This is a genomic window from Streptomyces sp. SS7, assembly GCF_037993025.1.
Classification (GTDB): Bacteria; Actinomycetota; Actinomycetes; order Streptomycetales; family Streptomycetaceae; genus Streptomyces.
On the sequence record NZ_CP141223.1, the window covers coordinates 4,468,318 to 4,485,556 of the forward strand.

Annotated in this window: 13 protein-coding genes and 2 pseudogenes; 2 read left to right on the plus strand and 13 right to left on the minus strand. The window is 73.2% G+C overall.

Annotated features, from left to right (window positions below; genetic code table 11):
* Window positions 1-465: 465 nt before the first annotated feature.
* The 5 genes from U5640_RS20605 to bldG all read right to left on the minus strand — a co-directional run bounded on the left by U5640_RS20605 (window position 466) and on the right by bldG (window position 6,575).
* Window positions 466-1,983, minus strand: a complete 1,518-nt coding sequence (locus U5640_RS20605) for a class I SAM-dependent methyltransferase (protein ID WP_340377241.1) — start codon at window positions 1,981-1,983, stop codon at window positions 466-468.
* 194 nt (window positions 1,984-2,177) lie between these two features.
* Window positions 2,178-2,777: a small secreted protein gene (locus U5640_RS20610; protein WP_340377242.1), complete on the minus strand. Its 600-nt coding sequence runs from the start codon at window positions 2,775-2,777 to the stop codon at window positions 2,178-2,180.
* A gap of 193 nt (window positions 2,778-2,970) precedes the next feature.
* Window positions 2,971-5,376: a sodium-translocating pyrophosphatase gene (locus tag U5640_RS20615; RefSeq protein WP_340377243.1), complete on the minus strand. Its 2,406-nt coding sequence runs from the start codon at window positions 5,374-5,376 to the stop codon at window positions 2,971-2,973.
* 317 nt (window positions 5,377-5,693) lie between these two features.
* Window positions 5,694-6,125: an ATP-binding protein gene (locus U5640_RS20620; protein ID WP_340377244.1), complete on the minus strand. Its 432-nt coding sequence runs from the start codon at window positions 6,123-6,125 to the stop codon at window positions 5,694-5,696.
* A gap of 108 nt (window positions 6,126-6,233) precedes the next feature.
* Window positions 6,234-6,575 (minus strand): anti-sigma factor antagonist BldG, encoded by a 342-nt coding sequence (gene bldG, locus U5640_RS20625; RefSeq protein ID WP_055636390.1) that lies wholly within the window; start codon window positions 6,573-6,575, stop codon window positions 6,234-6,236.
* A gap of 80 nt (window positions 6,576-6,655) precedes the next feature.
* Here bldG and U5640_RS20630 point away from each other — a divergent pair, with 80 nt between their 5' ends.
* A complete protein-coding gene (locus U5640_RS20630; RefSeq protein WP_340377245.1) occupies window positions 6,656-9,352 on the plus strand; it encodes a DEAD/DEAH box helicase in 2,697 nt (898 codons plus the stop codon).
* On the opposite strand, the pseudogene U5640_RS20635 reads toward U5640_RS20630, so the two are convergent.
* The 7 genes and pseudogenes from U5640_RS20635 to ssd form a co-directional block, all read right to left on the minus strand.
* Window positions 9,327-9,659 (minus strand): annotated as a pseudogene (locus U5640_RS20635) (Rv3654c family TadE-like protein); the annotation flags it as partial. The gene U5640_RS20630 and the pseudogene U5640_RS20635 overlap by 26 nt on opposite strands.
* A gap of 182 nt (window positions 9,660-9,841) precedes the next feature.
* Window positions 9,842-10,204, minus strand: a pseudogene (locus tag U5640_RS20640) (TadE family type IV pilus minor pilin); the annotation flags it as partial.
* Window positions 10,191-10,400: a DUF4244 domain-containing protein gene (locus tag U5640_RS20645; RefSeq protein ID WP_340377246.1), complete on the minus strand. Its 210-nt coding sequence runs from the start codon at window positions 10,398-10,400 to the stop codon at window positions 10,191-10,193. The gene U5640_RS20645 and the pseudogene U5640_RS20640, both read right to left, overlap by 14 nt.
* Window positions 10,401-10,515: 115 nt before the next feature.
* On the minus strand, window positions 10,516-11,301 hold the full coding sequence (locus tag U5640_RS20650; RefSeq protein ID WP_340377247.1) for a type II secretion system F family protein: 786 nt from the start codon (window positions 11,299-11,301) through the stop codon (window positions 10,516-10,518).
* Between the two features lie 67 nt (window positions 11,302-11,368).
* Window positions 11,369-12,247 (minus strand): type II secretion system F family protein, encoded by an 879-nt coding sequence (locus U5640_RS20655; RefSeq protein ID WP_340377248.1) that lies wholly within the window; start codon window positions 12,245-12,247, stop codon window positions 11,369-11,371.
* Window positions 12,231-13,445: a TadA family conjugal transfer-associated ATPase gene (locus U5640_RS20660; protein WP_340377249.1), complete on the minus strand. Its 1,215-nt coding sequence runs from the start codon at window positions 13,443-13,445 to the stop codon at window positions 12,231-12,233. The genes U5640_RS20655 and U5640_RS20660 overlap by 17 nt, the downstream gene beginning before the upstream one ends.
* 56 nt (window positions 13,446-13,501) lie before the next feature.
* Window positions 13,502-14,605, minus strand: a complete 1,104-nt coding sequence (ssd, locus tag U5640_RS20665; RefSeq protein ID WP_340377250.1) for a septum site-determining protein Ssd — start codon at window positions 14,603-14,605, stop codon at window positions 13,502-13,504.
* Between the two features lie 580 nt (window positions 14,606-15,185).
* Between ssd and U5640_RS20670 the strand changes: the two genes are divergently transcribed.
* Window positions 15,186-16,019: an HAD family hydrolase gene (locus U5640_RS20670; RefSeq protein WP_340377251.1), complete on the plus strand. Its 834-nt coding sequence runs from the start codon at window positions 15,186-15,188 to the stop codon at window positions 16,017-16,019.
* Between the two features lie 353 nt (window positions 16,020-16,372).
* Here the strand turns inward: U5640_RS20670 and U5640_RS20675 are convergent, their stop codons facing one another.
* Window positions 16,373-17,197 (minus strand): oxidoreductase, encoded by an 825-nt coding sequence (locus U5640_RS20675; protein ID WP_340377252.1) that lies wholly within the window; start codon window positions 17,195-17,197, stop codon window positions 16,373-16,375.
* Between the last annotated feature and the right edge of the window lie 42 nt (window positions 17,198-17,239).

Here is a 17,239-nt window from a genome sequence, read left to right on the forward strand (position 1 = left end):
GGGCGGACGGCCGTCACCGGGATGTTGGCCGGTTTCGGGTGCCGGTGGGGGGTGGGACGGGGGTAATTCCGGGGGTGGGGTGGCCGCAGGGGTTCCGGGACTGGGCGGGCGGCCGGGATCGATCCCGGGCGTGGGGTGGCGGCAGGGGTCCTGGGGCTGGGCGGGCGGCCGGAAGCCCGGGGGTGGGCGGACGGCCGGAATCCCCGCGGGTGGGGTAGCGGCCGGGATTCCGGAGCTGGGCGGGCGGCCGGGATCCCGGGCGTGGGGTGGCGGCCGGAATGCCGGGGCTGGGCGAGCGGCCGGAATGCCGGGACGGGGTGGCGGCCGGAATCCCGGAGCCGGGTGGGCGGACGGGATTCCGGGGCGGGCGGACGGCCGGGATTCCCGGGGTGGGCGGACGGCCGGGCAGTACCTGCCGACCCACCCGGGCGACGGGCCCCGGCCAGACCCGGGCAGCCGCCGGGCTCAGCTGGTCGGTTCCAGGAAGCCCTGTTCGACCAGCAGCCGGATCTGCGCGGGGGTGCGGTCGCGCAGGGACACCGGGTCCTCGCCGACCAGTTGGGCGATGGCGTCCAGGATGCGGCCGGCGCTCAGCGAGCCGTCGCACACACCGGCGAAGCCCGCGCCGACCGTGTCCACCTTCGTGGCGCGGCGCATCCCGCGGTGCTGGCGCAGCACCACGTGCTCGGGGTCCTCGGCGCCGGGCATGCCGACCTGCTCCTGGACGATCTCGCCGGCCAGCCTGAAGTGCCCGGCGAGCAGGGCCGCGTCGTCGTGCGCCCGCAGGTAGTCGAGCCGTTCGAAGTGCGCGCGGACGGTGTCCCCGAGCGGCTGTTCGACCGGGTGCGGCCATTCCTCGACGGTGATGACGGGCTCCGCCGCGGTCCTGCGCAGGGTGATCCAGCCGAACCCGACGGCCTTCACCTTGCGCGCCTCGAACTCGTCGAGCCACGCGTCGTACCGCGCCTGGTACTCGGCCGGGTCGCCCCGGTGGTCACCGGCGTCCCTGAGCCACAGCTCGGCGTACTGCGTGACGTCCTGGACCTCGCGCTGGACGATCCAGGCGTCGCAGTCGCGCGGCACCCACGACCTGAGCCGGTCCTGCCAGTCCTCCCCCTCCACGTGCTGCCAGTTGGCGAGGAACTGCGCGAACCCGCCCTCGGTCAGCCGTTCCCCCGCTCCCTGAACGAGCGAGCGGCACAGATCGTCCCCGCCCATCCCGCCGTCCCGGTACGTCAGCCGGGCGCCCGGCGAGATCACGAACGGCGGGTTGGACACCACGAGGTCGTACCGCTCGTCGTGGCGGAGCGGCTCGAACAGGGAGCCCTCGCGCAGATCCGCGGCCGGGGCGCCGGACAGGGCCAGGGTGAGCGAGGTGATGTGCAGGGCGCGCGGGTTGAGGTCGGTCGCCGTCACGCGCGTGGCGTGCCGGGCCGCGTGCAGCGCCTGGATGCCGGAGCCGGTGCCCAGGTCGAGGGCCGACGACACGGGCGTACGGACGGTGATGCCGGCGAGGGTCGTCGAGGCGCCGCCGACGCCGAGGACGACGCCCTCGTCGCGGCTGCCGATGCCCCCAGCGCCGCCGACCGCGCAGCCCAGGTCGGAGACGATGAACCAGTCCTCGCCGTCCGGGCCGCCGTACGGGCGGACGTCCACCGTCGCGGCGACCTCGTCGGCGCCGACCCGGGCCAGCCAGCCGCTCTCCACGCACGCGTGTACCGGCAGGAATTCCTCCACGCGTGCGTACGGCACGGGCTGCTGGAGGAGGAAGAGACGGACGAGCGTCTCCAGCGGTGTGTCCCCGCGGGTGGCCCGGAGGGCGGGCACGGTCTCGCTGCGGGCCAGGGCGGCGTAGGCGGGGGCGCCGAGCAGGTCGAGCAGGCCGTCGGCGGTGAAGGAGGCCGCGAGCAGGGCCTCCCGCAGCCGTGCGGCCACGTCGGGGCGGTCGGCGGAGGGCAGGGGGGACAGGGTGGCGTCACTCACGCCCCCATTGTCCCCGCTCCACCACCCCTTGTCCCCGCCCCGTTCAGCCACCCGCCCCCGGAAGGCACCCGCGCCCCGGACCACCGGGCCCCGGCCGCTCTCGCGACACGACCGAGCCCGTCACATGAGCCGTCCCCGCATGAGCCGTCCCCGCATGAGCCGTCCCATCTGAGCCGTCCGTCCCCGCGCGGGCCTCAGCTCGTCGTCGCCCGGGCCGACGCCGACGCCGCGACCTTCTTGCAGCTGTCCTGCTTGGCCATGGCGTCCTTGACGTCGCCCTGTTCCAGGTTCTTCAGCGCGGTGTTGCCGGTCTGGCTGAGGGTGCCGAGCTGGGTGGCGATGCCCGCGAGGCCGTCGGCGAACTTCGCCTGGTCCTTGACGTCCAGCGCGTCGACCGACTTCTTCAGGTCGGCGTAGGAGGTGGAGAGCGTGTTGAGCGCCGCGACGGCGTCCGTCTGCTTCTTCGCGCCCCCTTCGACCCCGGGCGGCGTGCCGGCCTTCTGGACGGCCTGGGCGAGCGCCGCGTACGCGTCGGACATGTCCTGGAAGGCCTGCGAGTCGGTCTTCTGGACGTTCGCCGGGGCGTTGTTGTCCGTGGCGGCCTGCTTGATCGCGGCGTTCGCGGCGTCGACCTTGGCGTCCTGCGCCGGCAGCGCGTCGCAGACGCTCTTGGCCCAGGCGTCGAGCTCCTTGTTGCCTTCGTCGCTGCTGCATCCGGACAGCGCCAGTACCAGTACCGCACCGCCGGACAGTGCGGCCGCGAGCTTCTTGTTCACCGGTTTGGTCCCTTCCATGGCCCTCGGCCCCGGAACATACACGCCCATCGGTCGACAACCCCAGGCCGAATATCCACTCCATGACGGTTTGAAGCCATTTGCACCAGGAGAGAGAAGGCTCACGGCCACGGCACACGCACAGCACAGCGGGCGGGCGGCGCGTCAACACGCGCCGCCCGCCCGCTTCTTGAGCAGGACCCCGACGGCCGGGCTACGAAACCACCGCGGGATCGGCCGTCTTGGACGACCGGTCGGCGTTGTCCTCGTCGCCCATGGCGATACCGCGCCGCTTGGAGACGTAGACCGCGCCGACGATCACCGCGAGCGCGAGGATCGCGATCATGATCCGTACGCCGATGTTCTTGTCGTCGCCGTAGCTGAACTTGATCACGGCCGGCGCGATCAGCAGCGCGACCAGGTTCATGACCTTGAGCAGCGGGTTGATCGCGGGCCCCGCGGTGTCCTTGAAGGGGTCGCCGACGGTGTCGCCGATCACCGTCGCCGCGTGGGCCTCGCTGCCCTTGCCGCCGTGGTGGCCGTCCTCGACGAGCTTCTTGGCGTTGTCCCACGCGCCGCCGGAGTTGGCGAGGAAGACCGCCATCAGCGTGCCCGCGCCGATCGCGCCCGCGAGGTAGGCGCCGAGCGCGCCCACGCCGAGCGTGAACCCGATGAAGATCGGCGCCAGCACGGCGAGCAGTCCGGGCGTGGCCAGCTCGCGCAGGGCGTCCCGGGTGCAGATGTCGACGACCTTGCCGTACTCCGGTGTCTCGGTGTGGTTCATGATCCCTGGGTGCTCGCGGAACTGCCGCCGCACCTCGAACACCACCGATCCCGCCGACCGCGAGACCGCGTTGATCGCCAGCCCCGAGAAGAGGAAGACGACCGCCGCGCCCGCGATGAGGCCGACCAGGTTGTTGGGCTGCGAGATGTCCATCATCAGGCTCATCGGGGCGCCGGGCCCGGAGAGTTTCTCCCCGACGTCGTTCGCGCCGGTCGTGATCGCGTCACGGTACGACCCGAAGAGCGCCGACGCCGCGAGGACCGCGGTGGCGATGGCGATGCCCTTGGTGATGGCCTTGGTGGTGTTGCCGACCGCGTCGAGGTTGGTGAGCACCTGGGCTCCCGCGCCCTCGACGTCGCCGGACATCTCGGCGATGCCCTGGGCGTTGTCGGAGACCGGCCCGAAGGTGTCCATGGCGACGATCACGCCGACCGTGGTGAGCAGGCCGGTGCCGGCCAGCGCGACCGCGAACAGCGCCAGCATGATCGACGTACCGCCGAGCAGGAACGCCCCGTACACGCCGAGCCCGATCAGCAGGGCGGTGTAGACGGCCGATTCGAGGCCGACGGAGATGCCGGCCAGGACGACCGTGGCGGGGCCCGTCAGGGACGTCTTGCCGATGTCCCGGACCGGGCGGCGGGTGGTCTCGGTGAAGTAGCCGGTCAGCTGCTGGATGACGGCGGCCAGGAGGATGCCGATCGCCACGGCGACGAGCGCGAGGACGCGCGGGTCGCCGTCCTTGCCGATGATCGCCGGGTCGGTGACCCCGTCGAGGTCGGCGTACGTGCCGGGCAGATAGACGTAGACGGCGACGGCCACCAGCACGAGCGAGATCACCGCGGAGACGAAGAAGCCCCGGTTGATCGCGGACATGCCGCTGCGGTCGGCGCGGCGCGGCGCGACGGCGAAGATGCCGACCATGGCCGTGAGCACGCCGATCGCGGGCACGAGCAGCGGGAACGCCAGCCCGAAGTCGCCGAAGGCCGCCTTGCCGAGGATCAGCGCGGCGACCAGGGTCACGGCGTACGACTCGAACAGGTCGGCGGCCATGCCCGCGCAGTCGCCGACGTTGTCGCCGACGTTGTCGGCGATGGTCGCGGCATTGCGCGGGTCGTCCTCCGGGATGCCCTGTTCGACCTTGCCGACCAGGTCGGCGCCGACGTCCGCGGCCTTGGTGAAGATGCCGCCGCCGACCCTCATGAACATCGCGATGAGCGCCGCGCCGAGCCCGAAGCCCTCCAGCACCTTGGGCGCGTCGGCCGCGTAGACCAGCACCACGCAGGAGGCGCCGAACAGCCCAAGCCCCACAGTGAACATGCCGACTACGCCACCCGTGCGAAATGCGATCTTCATGGCCTTGTGCGAGACGGCGGTGAGATCCTTTTCCGGTTCGCCGGGCCCCGGCGTGGCCTCACGGGCCGCCGCGGCGACCCGCACATTGCTGCGCACCGCGAGCCACATGCCGATATACCCGGTGGCCGCCGAGAACGCGGCGCCGATCAAGAAGAACAATGATCGGCCGGCGCGCTGATTCCAGTCGTCCGCGGGCAGCAACATCAACAGGAAGAACACCACGACGGCGAATACGCCGAGGGTGCGCAACTGGCGGGCCAGATACGCGTTGGCGCCTTCCTGGACCGCTGCCGCGATCTTCTTCATGCTGTCGGTTCCCTCGCCGGCCGCGAGCACCTGGCGCAGCAGGACACCCGCGACCACGAGCGCGGCCAGGGCGACGAGCCCGATGACCACCACGAGGAGACGGTTGCCGTCGGTCAGCACTGCGGCCGCGAAGGTTGTCGGATGGTCCAACCGATGAGGGGTAGAAAGCCCCGCCATTCGTCCTCCTTGACGCTTGGGCTGAGCTCAAGATTGTGGACGGATTGTAGGTACCGGAACCTGATCAAAACAGTGCGCGGTAAACAGAATTCGCCTACACGTCCAGTAATGCCTTCGGGGCATTCTCCGATCATTGAACGGGGCCATTGATCGTGAATTGCTTCACGAAATCCGGAAAGTGATTCCTGGACTCAAGATTCACTTCCCGGAACGGCTGGGACAACTGTAAGCACGAGTACCCGGGTGGGCGCATGCCAAAGGGCCCCACCGGAGTGGGGCCCTTCGGGTACGGATACGGCCGGAGCGGCCGGCGCGGGTCAGCCGACCGTCGCCGCGGCCGGTGTCCTCGGCCAGGTCATACGGATCAGACCGCCGTTCGCACCGGCGGTGACCTCCACGTCGTCGACGAGGCCGCTGATGACCGCGAGGCCCATCTCGTCCTCCTCGGCGTCCACGTCGTCCGCGCCGGAGCCGGGAACCCGGTCTCCTGGGGCGGCGCGCGGCGCCTCGTCGCCGACCTCGATGGAGAACTGCTTCTCCTCCTCGATCAGCGCCACCTTCACGGGAGCGGTGATACCGCCACTCTGGTGAAGGCCGACGGCACGGGTGCAGGCCTCGCCGACGGCGAGTCTCACCTCGTCGAGGACGGCCTCGTCCACTCCGGCCCTGCGCGCCACCGCTGCCGCCACCAGTCGGGCGGTCCTGACGTGCTCGGGCAGCGCGCTGAAGCGGAGTTCAACGGTGGCCATGCGTCCCCCTCGGAACTCGGGCGTGCTGTCGGGGGGCCGGGCTGCCGAAAGCCCGGTCCCCCGGTTGTACAACTGGGCCGTTCGGGTCACCGGACCCGGACGGACGGGTCAGTCGGTGGCTTGGACCGCGTCCTCGACCGAGGTGTGAATCGGGAACACCTTGGTCAGGCCGGTGATGCGGAAGATCTTCAGAATGCGCTCCTGGTTGCAGACCAGGCGCAGCGAGCCCTCGTGGGCACGCACACGCTTCAGGCCGCCGACCAGTACGCCGAGCCCGGTGGAGTCGAGGAAGTCCACGCCCTCCATGTCCACGACGAGGTGGAAATTCCCGTCGTTCACCAGCTCGACCAACTGCTCGCGCAGCTTGGGCGCGGTATATACGTCGATTTCGCCACCGACCTTGACGATCGTGCGATCGCCGACGGTCTCGGTCGACAGGGACAGGTCCACGGATCCTCCAGCACCTTGCTATCGAGCGGTCGCCCCTCGGGACACCTCGGCAGAGCCCCCTGGACGGTTCGCCAGCCGCGATGGCATTCAATCACTTACCGGCAGGCGTGCACGACGCCTTGGCTCCATTGTCCGTCACGCCAGTGACACACTCGGTGCCGATGGCCAAGAATCACCGAACCGATCGATCCTCGGCACAGCCCGCGCCCCGCCTGTCGCCGGGCGCCCTCCTGGACCGGCTCGCCCCGGGCCCGAGCCGGGCTTCGCGCATCACTCATACGGAGCACTTGCCCCCGCGCGCGGGCCGCCATGCCGTCTGGCCTGACCGGATTCGCCCGGAAGTGATCGCGGCGGTCCAGAACTGCGGGATCGCCCACCCCTGGGCCCACCAGGCGCTCGCCGCCGAGCACGCCCTGGACGGCGACTCGGTGGTCGTCGCCACGGGTACCGCCTCCGGCAAGTCCCTGGCCTATCTCGTCCCGGTGCTGTCCACCCTTCTGGACGGCTCCGAGGCCCCGAACGGCCGCGGCGCGACCGCCCTGTACCTCGCCCCGACCAAGGCCCTCGCCGCCGACCAGCGCCGCTCTGTGAAAGAACTCTCACACCCGCTCGGCAACGCGGTGCGTCCGGCCGTGTACGACGGCGACACGCCGTTCGAGGAACGCGAATGGGTCCGCCAGTACGCCAACTACGTGCTCACCAACCCCGACATGCTGCACCGCGGGATCCTCCCGTCCCACCCGCGCTGGTCCTCCTTCCTGAAGTCGCTGAAGTACGTCGTCGTCGACGAGTGCCACACCTACCGCGGCGTCTTCGGCTCCCACGTCGCCCAGGTGCTGCGCCGGCTGCGCCGCCTGTGTGCCCGCTACGGCTCCTCCCCGGTCTTCCTGCTGGCCTCCGCGACGGCCGCCGAGCCCGCGGTCGCCGCCGGCCGGCTCACCGGCCTGCCGGTGGTGGAGGTCGCCGACGACGCCTCACCCCGAGGTGAACTGGTGTTCGCCCTCTGGGAGCCGCCGCTCACCGAGCTCCAGGGCGAGAAGGGCGCACCCGTCCGGCGTACCGCCACCGCCGAGACCGCCGACCTCCTCACCGACCTCGCCGTCCAGGGCGTGCGCACGGTCGCCTTCGTCCGCTCCCGGCGCGGCGCCGAGCTGATCTCGGTGATCGCCCAGGAACGGCTCGCCGAGGTGGACCGCTCGCTCGCCCGGCGTGTCGCGGCGTACCGGGGCGGCTACCTGCCCGAGGAACGCCGCGCCCTCGAACAGGCCCTGCACTCCGGCGAGCTCCTGGGTCTCGCCGCCACCACGGCCCTCGAACTCGGCATCGACGTCTCCGGCCTCGACGCCGTCCTGATCGCCGGCTATCCGGGCACCCGCGCCTCCCTGTGGCAGCAGGCGGGCCGCGCCGGGCGGTCCGGGCAGGGCGCGCTGGCGGTGCTGGTCGCCCGCGACGACCCGCTGGACACCTTCCTCGTCCACCACCCGGAGGCGCTCTTCGACCGTCCGGTGGAATCGACGGTCCTCGACCCCGACAACCCCTACGTCCTCGCCCCGCACCTGTGCGCCGCCGCCGCCGAACTCCCGCTGACGGAGGAGGACCTGGCGCTGTTCGGCCCGGAGACCGAGGCGCTGCTGCCCCAGCTGGAGGCCGCCAGGCTGCTGCGCCGCCGCACGAGGGCCTGGCACTGGACGCGCCGGGAACGCGCCGCCGACCTCACCGACATCCGCGGCGAGGGCGGCCGGCCGGTGCAGATCGTCGAGGAGGGCACGGGCCGGCTGCTCGGCACGGTCGACGCGGGCGCCGCCCACACCACCGTCCACGAGGGCGCCGTCCACCTCCACCAGGGCCGCACCTATCTCGTCCGCTCCCTGGACCTCGACGACGCGGTCGCCCTGGTCGAGGAGGCCGCCCCGCCCTACACGACCGTCGCCCGCGACACCACCGCCATCGCCGTCCTGGAGACCGACACCGAAATCCCCTGGGGCCAGGGCCGGTTGTGCTACGGCTCCGTCGAAGTCACCAACCAGGTCGTCTCCTTCCTGCGCCGACGTGTCATCACCGGTGAAGTCCTGGGCGAGTCGAAGCTCGATCTCCCTCCTCGTACGCTGCGCACCCGCGCGGTGTGGTGGACGGTCACGGAGGACCAGCTCGACGCCGCCCGTATCGATCCCGAGATCCTTGGCGGCGCCCTGCACGCCGCCGAACACGCCTCCATCGGCCTCCTCCCGCTCTTCGCGACCTGCGACCGCTGGGACATCGGCGGCGTGTCGATCCCGCTGCACCCCGACACGCTCCTGCCGACGGTCTTCGTCTACGACGGCCATCCGGGCGGGGCGGGCTTCGCGGAGCGCGCCTTCCACACCGCCCGCGCCTGGCTCGCCGCCACCCGCGAAGCCATCGCCTCCTGCGAGTGCGACGCCGGCTGCCCGTCCTGCATCCAGTCCCCCAAGTGCGGCAACGGCAACGACCCGCTGCACAAGAGGGGGGCCGTGCGGCTCCTCACGGAACTGCTCCGAGGGGCGCCGGAGGAGACGGCCCCGGGGCCGGTCCCCGAGTCCCGGGAGGAGCCGCAGCCCGCGCCCCAGGAACCCACCCGTCCTGGCCCCGCCCTTCAAGAGCCCGCGCCCCAGGAGCACGCCCCTCCTGGACCCTCCCCTCAGGAGCCCACCCCTGAGGAGCCCACCCCTGAGGAGCCTGGGCCTCGGACGGTGGAAGCCGGGCCGGGGGCGGGCCCGGGAGCGGCGATACCGGCCCCGGAGGGCCCGCACGTGCCCTGACCTCGGCCGTGAAGGGTCCCAGGCCCGCCGCCGCCGTCACGTCCGCGATCTCCCCGGCGACCGCGCACCGCACCAGCCGCACGCCCTGAGCCCGCGCCACCCTGCCCGCCCGCGCACAGGCCCCCTCCTCGCCCTCCGGCCAGTGGTCCGCGGCCGCGAGCGCCGCGAGGTCCGCGCCCCCGGCGGCCCGGTGCCGGACCGCTACGGCCTGCCCCAGGGCCAGCACGGCACCGAAGACCACGCACAGCACCGCGATCGCCCCGAGACTCCAGACGGTGGCCGACCCCCGGTCGCCCCGCCCGCGCACCCGCGACCCGACGACACGAGCCGCCCTCACGGCCCACCTCCGCCGTCCGGCCCGGCTCCCGTGTCCGGCCCGCCCACGCCCTCCGGCCGCCCGGCTCCGCTCTCCGCCCCGACGCCGTCCCGCTCGCGTCCGCTCTCCGACCCGCTCCCGCCGTCCCGGTCGCCTCCGCCGTCCGGCTCACCTCCCACGGCCTCCTCGGCCGCCGCCACCGCCTCCTCCCGCACCTCGAAGGGCAAGCCCCTCAGCAGGGGCGGACTCGCCACGACCACCACGCGCACCTGGTCGCCCTCCCTGCCCACCGTCACGCGCGCCCCGCGCGGTGCGACCGCGCGGGCCAGTTCGACGACCGTCCCGGTGGGGTCCTGCCGGGCCGCTGCCCGGGCGCCGGTCCTGGCCGCGTCCACGCACTGGATCCGGGCCGCCATCACGAGCAGCCCCCACACCAGCGCCATCGCGAACACCACCAGCACCGGCAGCACCACGGCCGACTCGGCCGTCACGAAGCCCCGGTCCCCGCCGAGCCGCCGCCGCTCACATCCCCCCACTGAGCGCCCGCCTCACGAGGTCCTGGAGCTGTGTGCTGACGGCGTCGCTCGTCACCACCTGGTAGAGGAGCACGGCGAAACCCACCGCCGCCACGATCCCCATCGCGTACTCGGACGTCACCATTCCGGCGTCCTTGCGCGCGCCCCGCATGCCGCACATCAGGGCACGCAACCGCGCCCGTACCGCCTTGTACATCTCAACCCCCGTAAGGTCCGGCCTGTCGGCCTCTGACTGTTCGTCCGCTGTGTGATCCGTCGTCTCCGTCGTGTCCCCGCTCGGCGCCCCAGGGCGCCGGTTCAGCACCTCGTCGTCAGCCGCCCCCTCCTCCCATCACCCCGCCCGCGAGCCCGATCACGACCGGTACGACGCCGACCGCGATGAAGGCGGGCAGGAAGCACAGCCCCACCGGCGCGGCCACCAGGACGCCGGCGCGTCGGGCCCTGGCCGTCGCGGCCCGGGTCCACTCGGCCCGGGCGTCCCCGGCGAGCCGGGCCACGGGGCCGGCCGCCGGGACGCCCGTCACATCGGCGTGTTCCAACAGCCGCGCCAGGGCCTCCGCGCCCGGCGCACCGGCCAACCCCCGCCACGCCGTGGCCGGTTCGCCGCCCAGCCGCACCTCGGCGGCACCTCGCGCCAGCCCCTCCCCCAGCGGCCCGCCCAGCGCCTCTCCGACGGCCTGCGCGGCGATCACCGGGGCTGCGCCCGCCGCGATGCAGGCGGCCAGCAGATCGGCGGCGAGGGGCAGTTGTCCGGCGGCGAGCCGCACGTCGGCCTCGCCCACGGCGGCGGCCGCCCGCTGCCGACCGCGCCACCGCCACAGCCCGAACGCGCCGGCCACCCCGGCCACCGCCCCCACGACACCGCCGATCAGCACCCATCCGGCGCCCGCCACCGCCACCACCGGCAGCCAGGTCTCCGCCGCGTCCCGCATCCCCGCGCGCGGGACGTCCCGCGCCCTCTCCCGCCCCAGCAGCCCGGCCGCTCTCCCCCGGGCCCTGCGGGCGCACCGCACCCGCTCCAGCCACCACACCGGCGCCCCGAGGGCCGTCACGATCCCCACGGCCACCCCCAGCCTGTGGACAACTTCCACGCTCATGTCGCCTCCCTCCTCGTCACCGGCGCCCACCGCCCGTTTCCCTCGCCCGCACGCCCGATCACGCCCGTCACGCCCCCTCCGCGTTCCGTACAAGCCACCGCACCCACCACACCCCCGCGCCCTCCAGCAGCCCGCCGACGAGCAGGCAGCCCAGCCCGGCCACGCTGTGGAACAGCACCCGCAACGGGTCGGCGCCGAGCGCGGCGCCCAGGACGAGCCCCAGAGCGGGCAGACAGGCCAGCATCACGGCGGTGGCGCGTGGTCCCGACAACTGCGCTCGCAGGTCGGCCCGTTGATCGCGCTCGGCGCGCAACGCCCCCTCCAGACGGTCGAGTCCGGCCGCGAGGCCCGCCCCCTGGTCCACGGCCACCCGCCAGCACGCCGCCAGCCCCAGCAGTCCGCCGGCCCCCGGCCGCCGTGCGGCGACCGCGAGCGCCCGGGGCACATCCCCGCCGAACCGCGCCGCCGCCAGCACCGCCGCCCGCGCCTCGCCCAGCCCACCGGAGTCCCGCGCGGCCCGCTGCAACGCCTCCCCTGGCTGCCGTCCGGCGCGAACCTCCCCGGCGAGCGCGGCGCAGAGCCCGATCACGGAGTCCGCCGTGCGTTCCCCGGTGCGGCGCGCCTGCGCGGTCCGCCGCGCCCGGCGCAGCAGGGGTACCGCCGCGGCCCCGACGACGACCGGAAGCGGCGAGGCTCCCAGCAGCGCCAGCACCACTCCGACGACCGACGCCCACCACTCGGGCCGCCATCGCGCACGTAGTCCGCGCAATCCGCGCAATCCGAGGGTCAGGTCACGCCAGGCCGGTGGTCCACCGCCGACCACCCCGCCTCCGGCGAGCAGCAATTGCGCCCGCCGGCCACCGGAGTGCGGACCGCCCAGCAGCCACGCCGCCGCCCCGGCACAGGCGACGGCCGCCGCCGTCGACGCCTCATCCGTCCCGTACATCGCCCACCTCGTTCCTTTCGTCGCCCGCCCCGGGCTGCCCGCCCCTCAGCAGCTCCCGCAGCCGCCCCCACCCGCGCTCGTACGCGAAGGCGTCCGGCTGCCAGCGCAGTGCCGGTACCGTCCGCACCAGCCCCGTGGGGTCGCGCTCCAGCACGTGCACCTCCGCGATCCGGCGCCGCCCGGCCGGGTCACGGACGAGGTGCAGGACCACGGAGAGCGCGGCCGCCACCTGGCTGTGCAGTGCGGCCCGGTCGAGTCCGGCCGCCGTACCGAGCGCCTCCAACCGAGCGGGGACGTCCGCCGCGGCGTTGGCGTGGACGGTGCCGCAGCCCCCTTCGTGGCCCGTGTTGAGCGCGGCCAGCAGATGGACCACCTCCGGTCCGCGCACCTCGCCGACGACGAGCCGGTCCGGGCGCATCCGCAGGGCCTGCCGCACCAGGTCCTCGAGCGTGACGAGCCCCGCACCCTCCTGGTTGGCGGGTCTGGTCTCCAGGCGGACCACGTGCGGATGGTCCGGCCGCAGCTCCGCGGAGTCCTCGGCGAGCACGATCCGCTCCCCGGGCCCGACGAGGCCGAGCAGTGCGCTCAGCAGGGTCGTCTTGCCGCTGCCGGTGCCCCCGCTGACCAGGAAGGACAGCCGCGCTGCGAGCAGGGCCCGCAGCACCCGGTCGCCGCCCGGCGGTACCGTGCCCGCGGCCACGAGTTCATCGAGCGTGAACGCCCGCGGCCGTACCACGCGCAGCGACAGACAGGCGCAGCCGACGGCCACCGGCGGCAGCACGGCGTGCAGCCGGGTCCCGTCGGGCAGCCGGGCGTCGGCCCAGGGCCGGGCGTCGTCCAGGCGCCGACCGGCCACGGCGGCCAGTCGCTGCGCGAGGCGTCGTACGGCCGCGGCGTCCGGGAAGGAGACGGTGGTCAGCTCCAGGCCGCCGCCCCGGTCGACCCAGACCCGGTCCGGGGCGGACACCAGGACGTCGGTCACCGAGGGGTCGGCGAGCAGTGGCTCCAGGGGCCCGCTGCCGATCAGCTCGGAGCGCAGTTGCTCGGCCGCCCCGAGCACCTCGGCGTCCCCGAGCACCCGGCCCTGTTCGCGCAGGGCCTGCGCCACGCGTGCGGGCGTCGGCTCGGCCCCGCTCGCGGCGAGCCACTGCCGTACGCCGTCCAGCAGCGCGGCCCCCAGTGCCGGTGCTGCGCTCACCTGGGGCGCACTCGCGCGTGCCGTACTCACTCGTGGCGTACTGACGCGTGCCGTACTCATGCGCCACCCGCCTCGATCAGCGCCCTCTCCCAGAACTGCTTGCAGAAGCGGGCGAGGGGCCCGCGCGCGGCGGCGCCCGGGGGTGCCTTGCCGCCGTCGGGGCGGAGCAGTGTCTGCTCCACCGGCACCTCGCCGACCAGCGGCAGCCGGAGCAGTGCGGCCACCTCGCGGTCGTCGAGGCCGGGTGCGTACGGGCCCCGTACCGCCACCCTGAGGTCGCGCAGGACCATCCCGGCCGCGGCGGCCACCCGGCCTGCGGCCGCGACGGCGCGCAGTTCGGCGGGGACCACGAGCAGTCCGACGTCGATCTGGGCGAGCGCCTCGGCGGCCCCGTCGTCGAGGCGGCGGGGCAGGTCCACGACGACCGTGCCGCCCCGGCGGCGCGCGGCGGCGAGGACCGCGCGGACGGCCTGCGGCGGGACGGCCACGCAGTCGCCACGGTCCCAGCTGAGCACGCGCAGTGCGTGCAGTTCGGGCAGGGACTCCTCGAGGGCACCGCCGCCGACCCGCCCGCGTGAGGCGGCGAAGGCGGGCCAGCGCAGGCCTTCGGTCGTCTCCCCGCCGAGCAGTACGTCGAGTCCGCCTCCGAGCGGATCGGCGTCCACCAGGAGAGTGCGCAGGCCTTCACGCGCGGAGGTGACGGCCAGGGCGCACGCGAGCGTGGACGCGCCTGCGCCTCCGCGGCCGCCGATGACGCCGACGGTGAGCGCGGGCCGGCCGACGCCCTCGGCGACGTCGGCGATGCGGTCGACCAGCCACTGTTCGCCGTCGGGCAGCATCAGGACGTGATCCGCGCCGATCTCGACGGCGCGCTGCCAGACGCCGGAGTCGTCCTGGTCGCGTCCGACGAGGACCACTCCGCGCCTGCGGGTGGCCCCGCGCACCCGGCGGGCGGCGTCGTCGCCGACGAGGACGAGCGGCGCGGTCTCCCAGCTGCCGCGGCGCTCGGGCACCGAGGGGTGCACCTCGGGCGTCGCGCCGGCCGCGGCGCACAGGCGCAGCAGGTCGTCGAGGAGGTCGGCGTCCTCGGTGACGATGAGCGGTTTGCCCTGCCGGCGGGAAGCGGCGGGTGGCGGGTCGTGCGTGACGGCTCCGGCCATGTTTTCGTCCCCCTTTGTCGTGGGTCGCGCAGCCCCTGCGGCCCCGCGATTCCCGAGCGTGCGAAGAACCGGACAAGTGGCCTCCGCGAGAACGGCCGACGAAAAACCGGCCGCGCGCACCCGGCAAACGGAACCGGCCATGAACTCCGGCCCGAGCGGACGCGTCGGAATCACGGTGCGGCCCGCCGGGAAATCTTGTGGATCTTGGTGAAAATCTGTGGACGGGCAGCCGGTTGTGAATATCGCCGTCACCCATACCGGTGATGGCCGCCCGTCCCCAGTGCGACTCCCGCAGAGCAGTCCGACCGCTACCCAACGTGACGGATCACGGACATGCCGAAGGGGCGGCCGGAGCCGCCTCGCAGACGCGGCCGCACCGCGCGAAGTAGGGGAAAATGCACCCGGACATGCGACGACCCCCGCCGGGGGGGAGAGCGGGGGTCGTCTCCACGGCCGACTCGGGGGGGGAGGAGCCGGACCGGGTTAGCACGGTCGCGAACGATCCGTGACTTCCATGGTGTACCCGAGAGCCCTCTCAGGCAAACCCACGCGCCCACCTTACGCCGAATGGGCTGCCCCTATGCTCTTGGTTGTGGAAAACCACTCCTTGCCCCGCACAGCGGCCTTCTTTGACCTGGACAAGACGGTCATTGCGAAGTCGAGCACGCTCACCTTCAGCAAGTCCTTCTACCAAGGCGGTCTGATCAACCGCAGGGCCGCCTTGCGGACCGCATATGCCCAGTTCGTCTTCCGCGTGGGCGGTATGGACCACGATCAGATGGAGCGGACCCGGAAGTACCTGTCCGGGATGGTGCGCGGCTGGAACGTGCAGCAGGTGAAGGAGATCGTCGCCGAGACCCTGCACGATCTGATCGACCCGCTCATCTACGACGAGGCGGCCTCGCTCATCGAGGAGCACCACGCGGCCGGTCGCGATGTCGTGATCGTGTCGACGTCGGGCGCGGAGGTGGTCGAGCCGATCGGGGAGTTGCTGGGCGCGGACCGCGTGGTGGCGACCCGGATGGTGGTCGGCGAGGACGGCTGCTACACCGGCGAGGTGGAGTACTACGCCTACGGCCCGACGAAGGCGGAGGCGATCAAGGAGCTGGCCGTTTCGGAGGGGTACGACCTGGAGCGCTGTTTCGCGTACAGCGACTCGGCGACCGATCTGCCGATGCTCCAGTCGGTGGGCCGTCCGCACGCCGTGAACCCGGACCGGGCCCTGCGGCGTGAGGCCGTCGCGCGCGGGTGGCCGATTCTCGACTTCCACCGGCCTGTACGGCTCAAGCAGCGGATTCCGTCGTTCTCCGTACCGCCGCGCCCGGCCCTGGTCGCGGCGGCTGCCATAGGCGCGGCGGCGGCGACGGCGGGCCTCGTCTGGTACGCGAGTCGGCGCCGGGCGGCGACCGTCTGAGCTGCGGAGACCGTTTCACACCCCTTTGGCGGCAAAAGTAAAGAACTGGCGGCGGGGGTTCCGCTTGTCCTGGTCCTGGAGTAGAAAGGACTCACGGCCCGCGAGACCAAGGACATCCGAAAGGATCACCTTAATAACGCATTTGGCCCCACGGACCGGTGCATGAACATCGAGCACCCACGCGACGTCGACCCGTCGATTACGGGCCAGCCGCACCAGGTCACGGGCAAAGAACCCGGCCTGATGGGCACCATATCGAGGACGCTTGGTAACCCGGTGAACATGCCAGCGGCGGTACGAATTCTCGTACCGCCGCAACCCGTTACCGGGACTTTCCGCCTCTGCACCGGCCCTTACGCCGCTCCGCGCTGCAACGCCTCGCACACCGCCGTCGACTCGCGGGCGCCCAGCTCGACCGCCCTGCCGCAGTGCGTGATCCAGGCCGCCATGCCCTCGGGAGTGCCGGACACATAGCCGTCCAGTGCCGCCAGATAGGCGGCACGGCCCAGTTCCGCGTGGCCCACCTCGGCAGGGCAGACCGACTTGGGGTCGAGACCGCTGCCGATCAGCACGATGCGCTCGGCGGCGCGCGCGACCAGGCCGTTGTGCGAGGTGAAGGGGCGCAGGGCGAGCAGCTCGCCGTGCACCACGGCGGCCGTCACCAGGGCGGGTGCCGAGCTCCCCGCGATGATCAGCCCGGAGAGCCCGTCCAGTCGGCCGGCCACTTCAGCGGCTCCGGGCAGCGGCACCTCGACGAGCGGTTCGTCGACCGGCTCCCCCGCCTGGCGCGGCCGCCCGATGTCGTCGCCGCCACCCGCCGCGGCCACCAGATGCAGCCGCGCGAGCACCCGCAGCGGCGACTGCCGCCAGATGGACAGCAGCTGGCCGGCCTCGGCCGTCAGCCGCAGGGCGGCACCCATCACCCGCGCCTCGCCGTCGACGCCGAAGTCACTGCGCCGCCGCACCTCCTCCAGGGCCCAGTCCGCGCCGGACAGCGCCGCCGAACCACGGGCGCCGCGCAGGGCGGCCTCGGAGGTGACCGCGTTGCTGCGGCGCCGCATGACCCGGTGTCCGTAGACCCGGTCCACGGCCTTGCGCACGGACTCCACGGACTCGGCCACGCCGGGCAACGAGCCCAGGGCCGCGAGCGGATCGGCGGACGCGCCTGTCGTACTCATGAGTACGACATTACGCACCCCTGGGCCGGACCCCTCGAAGGA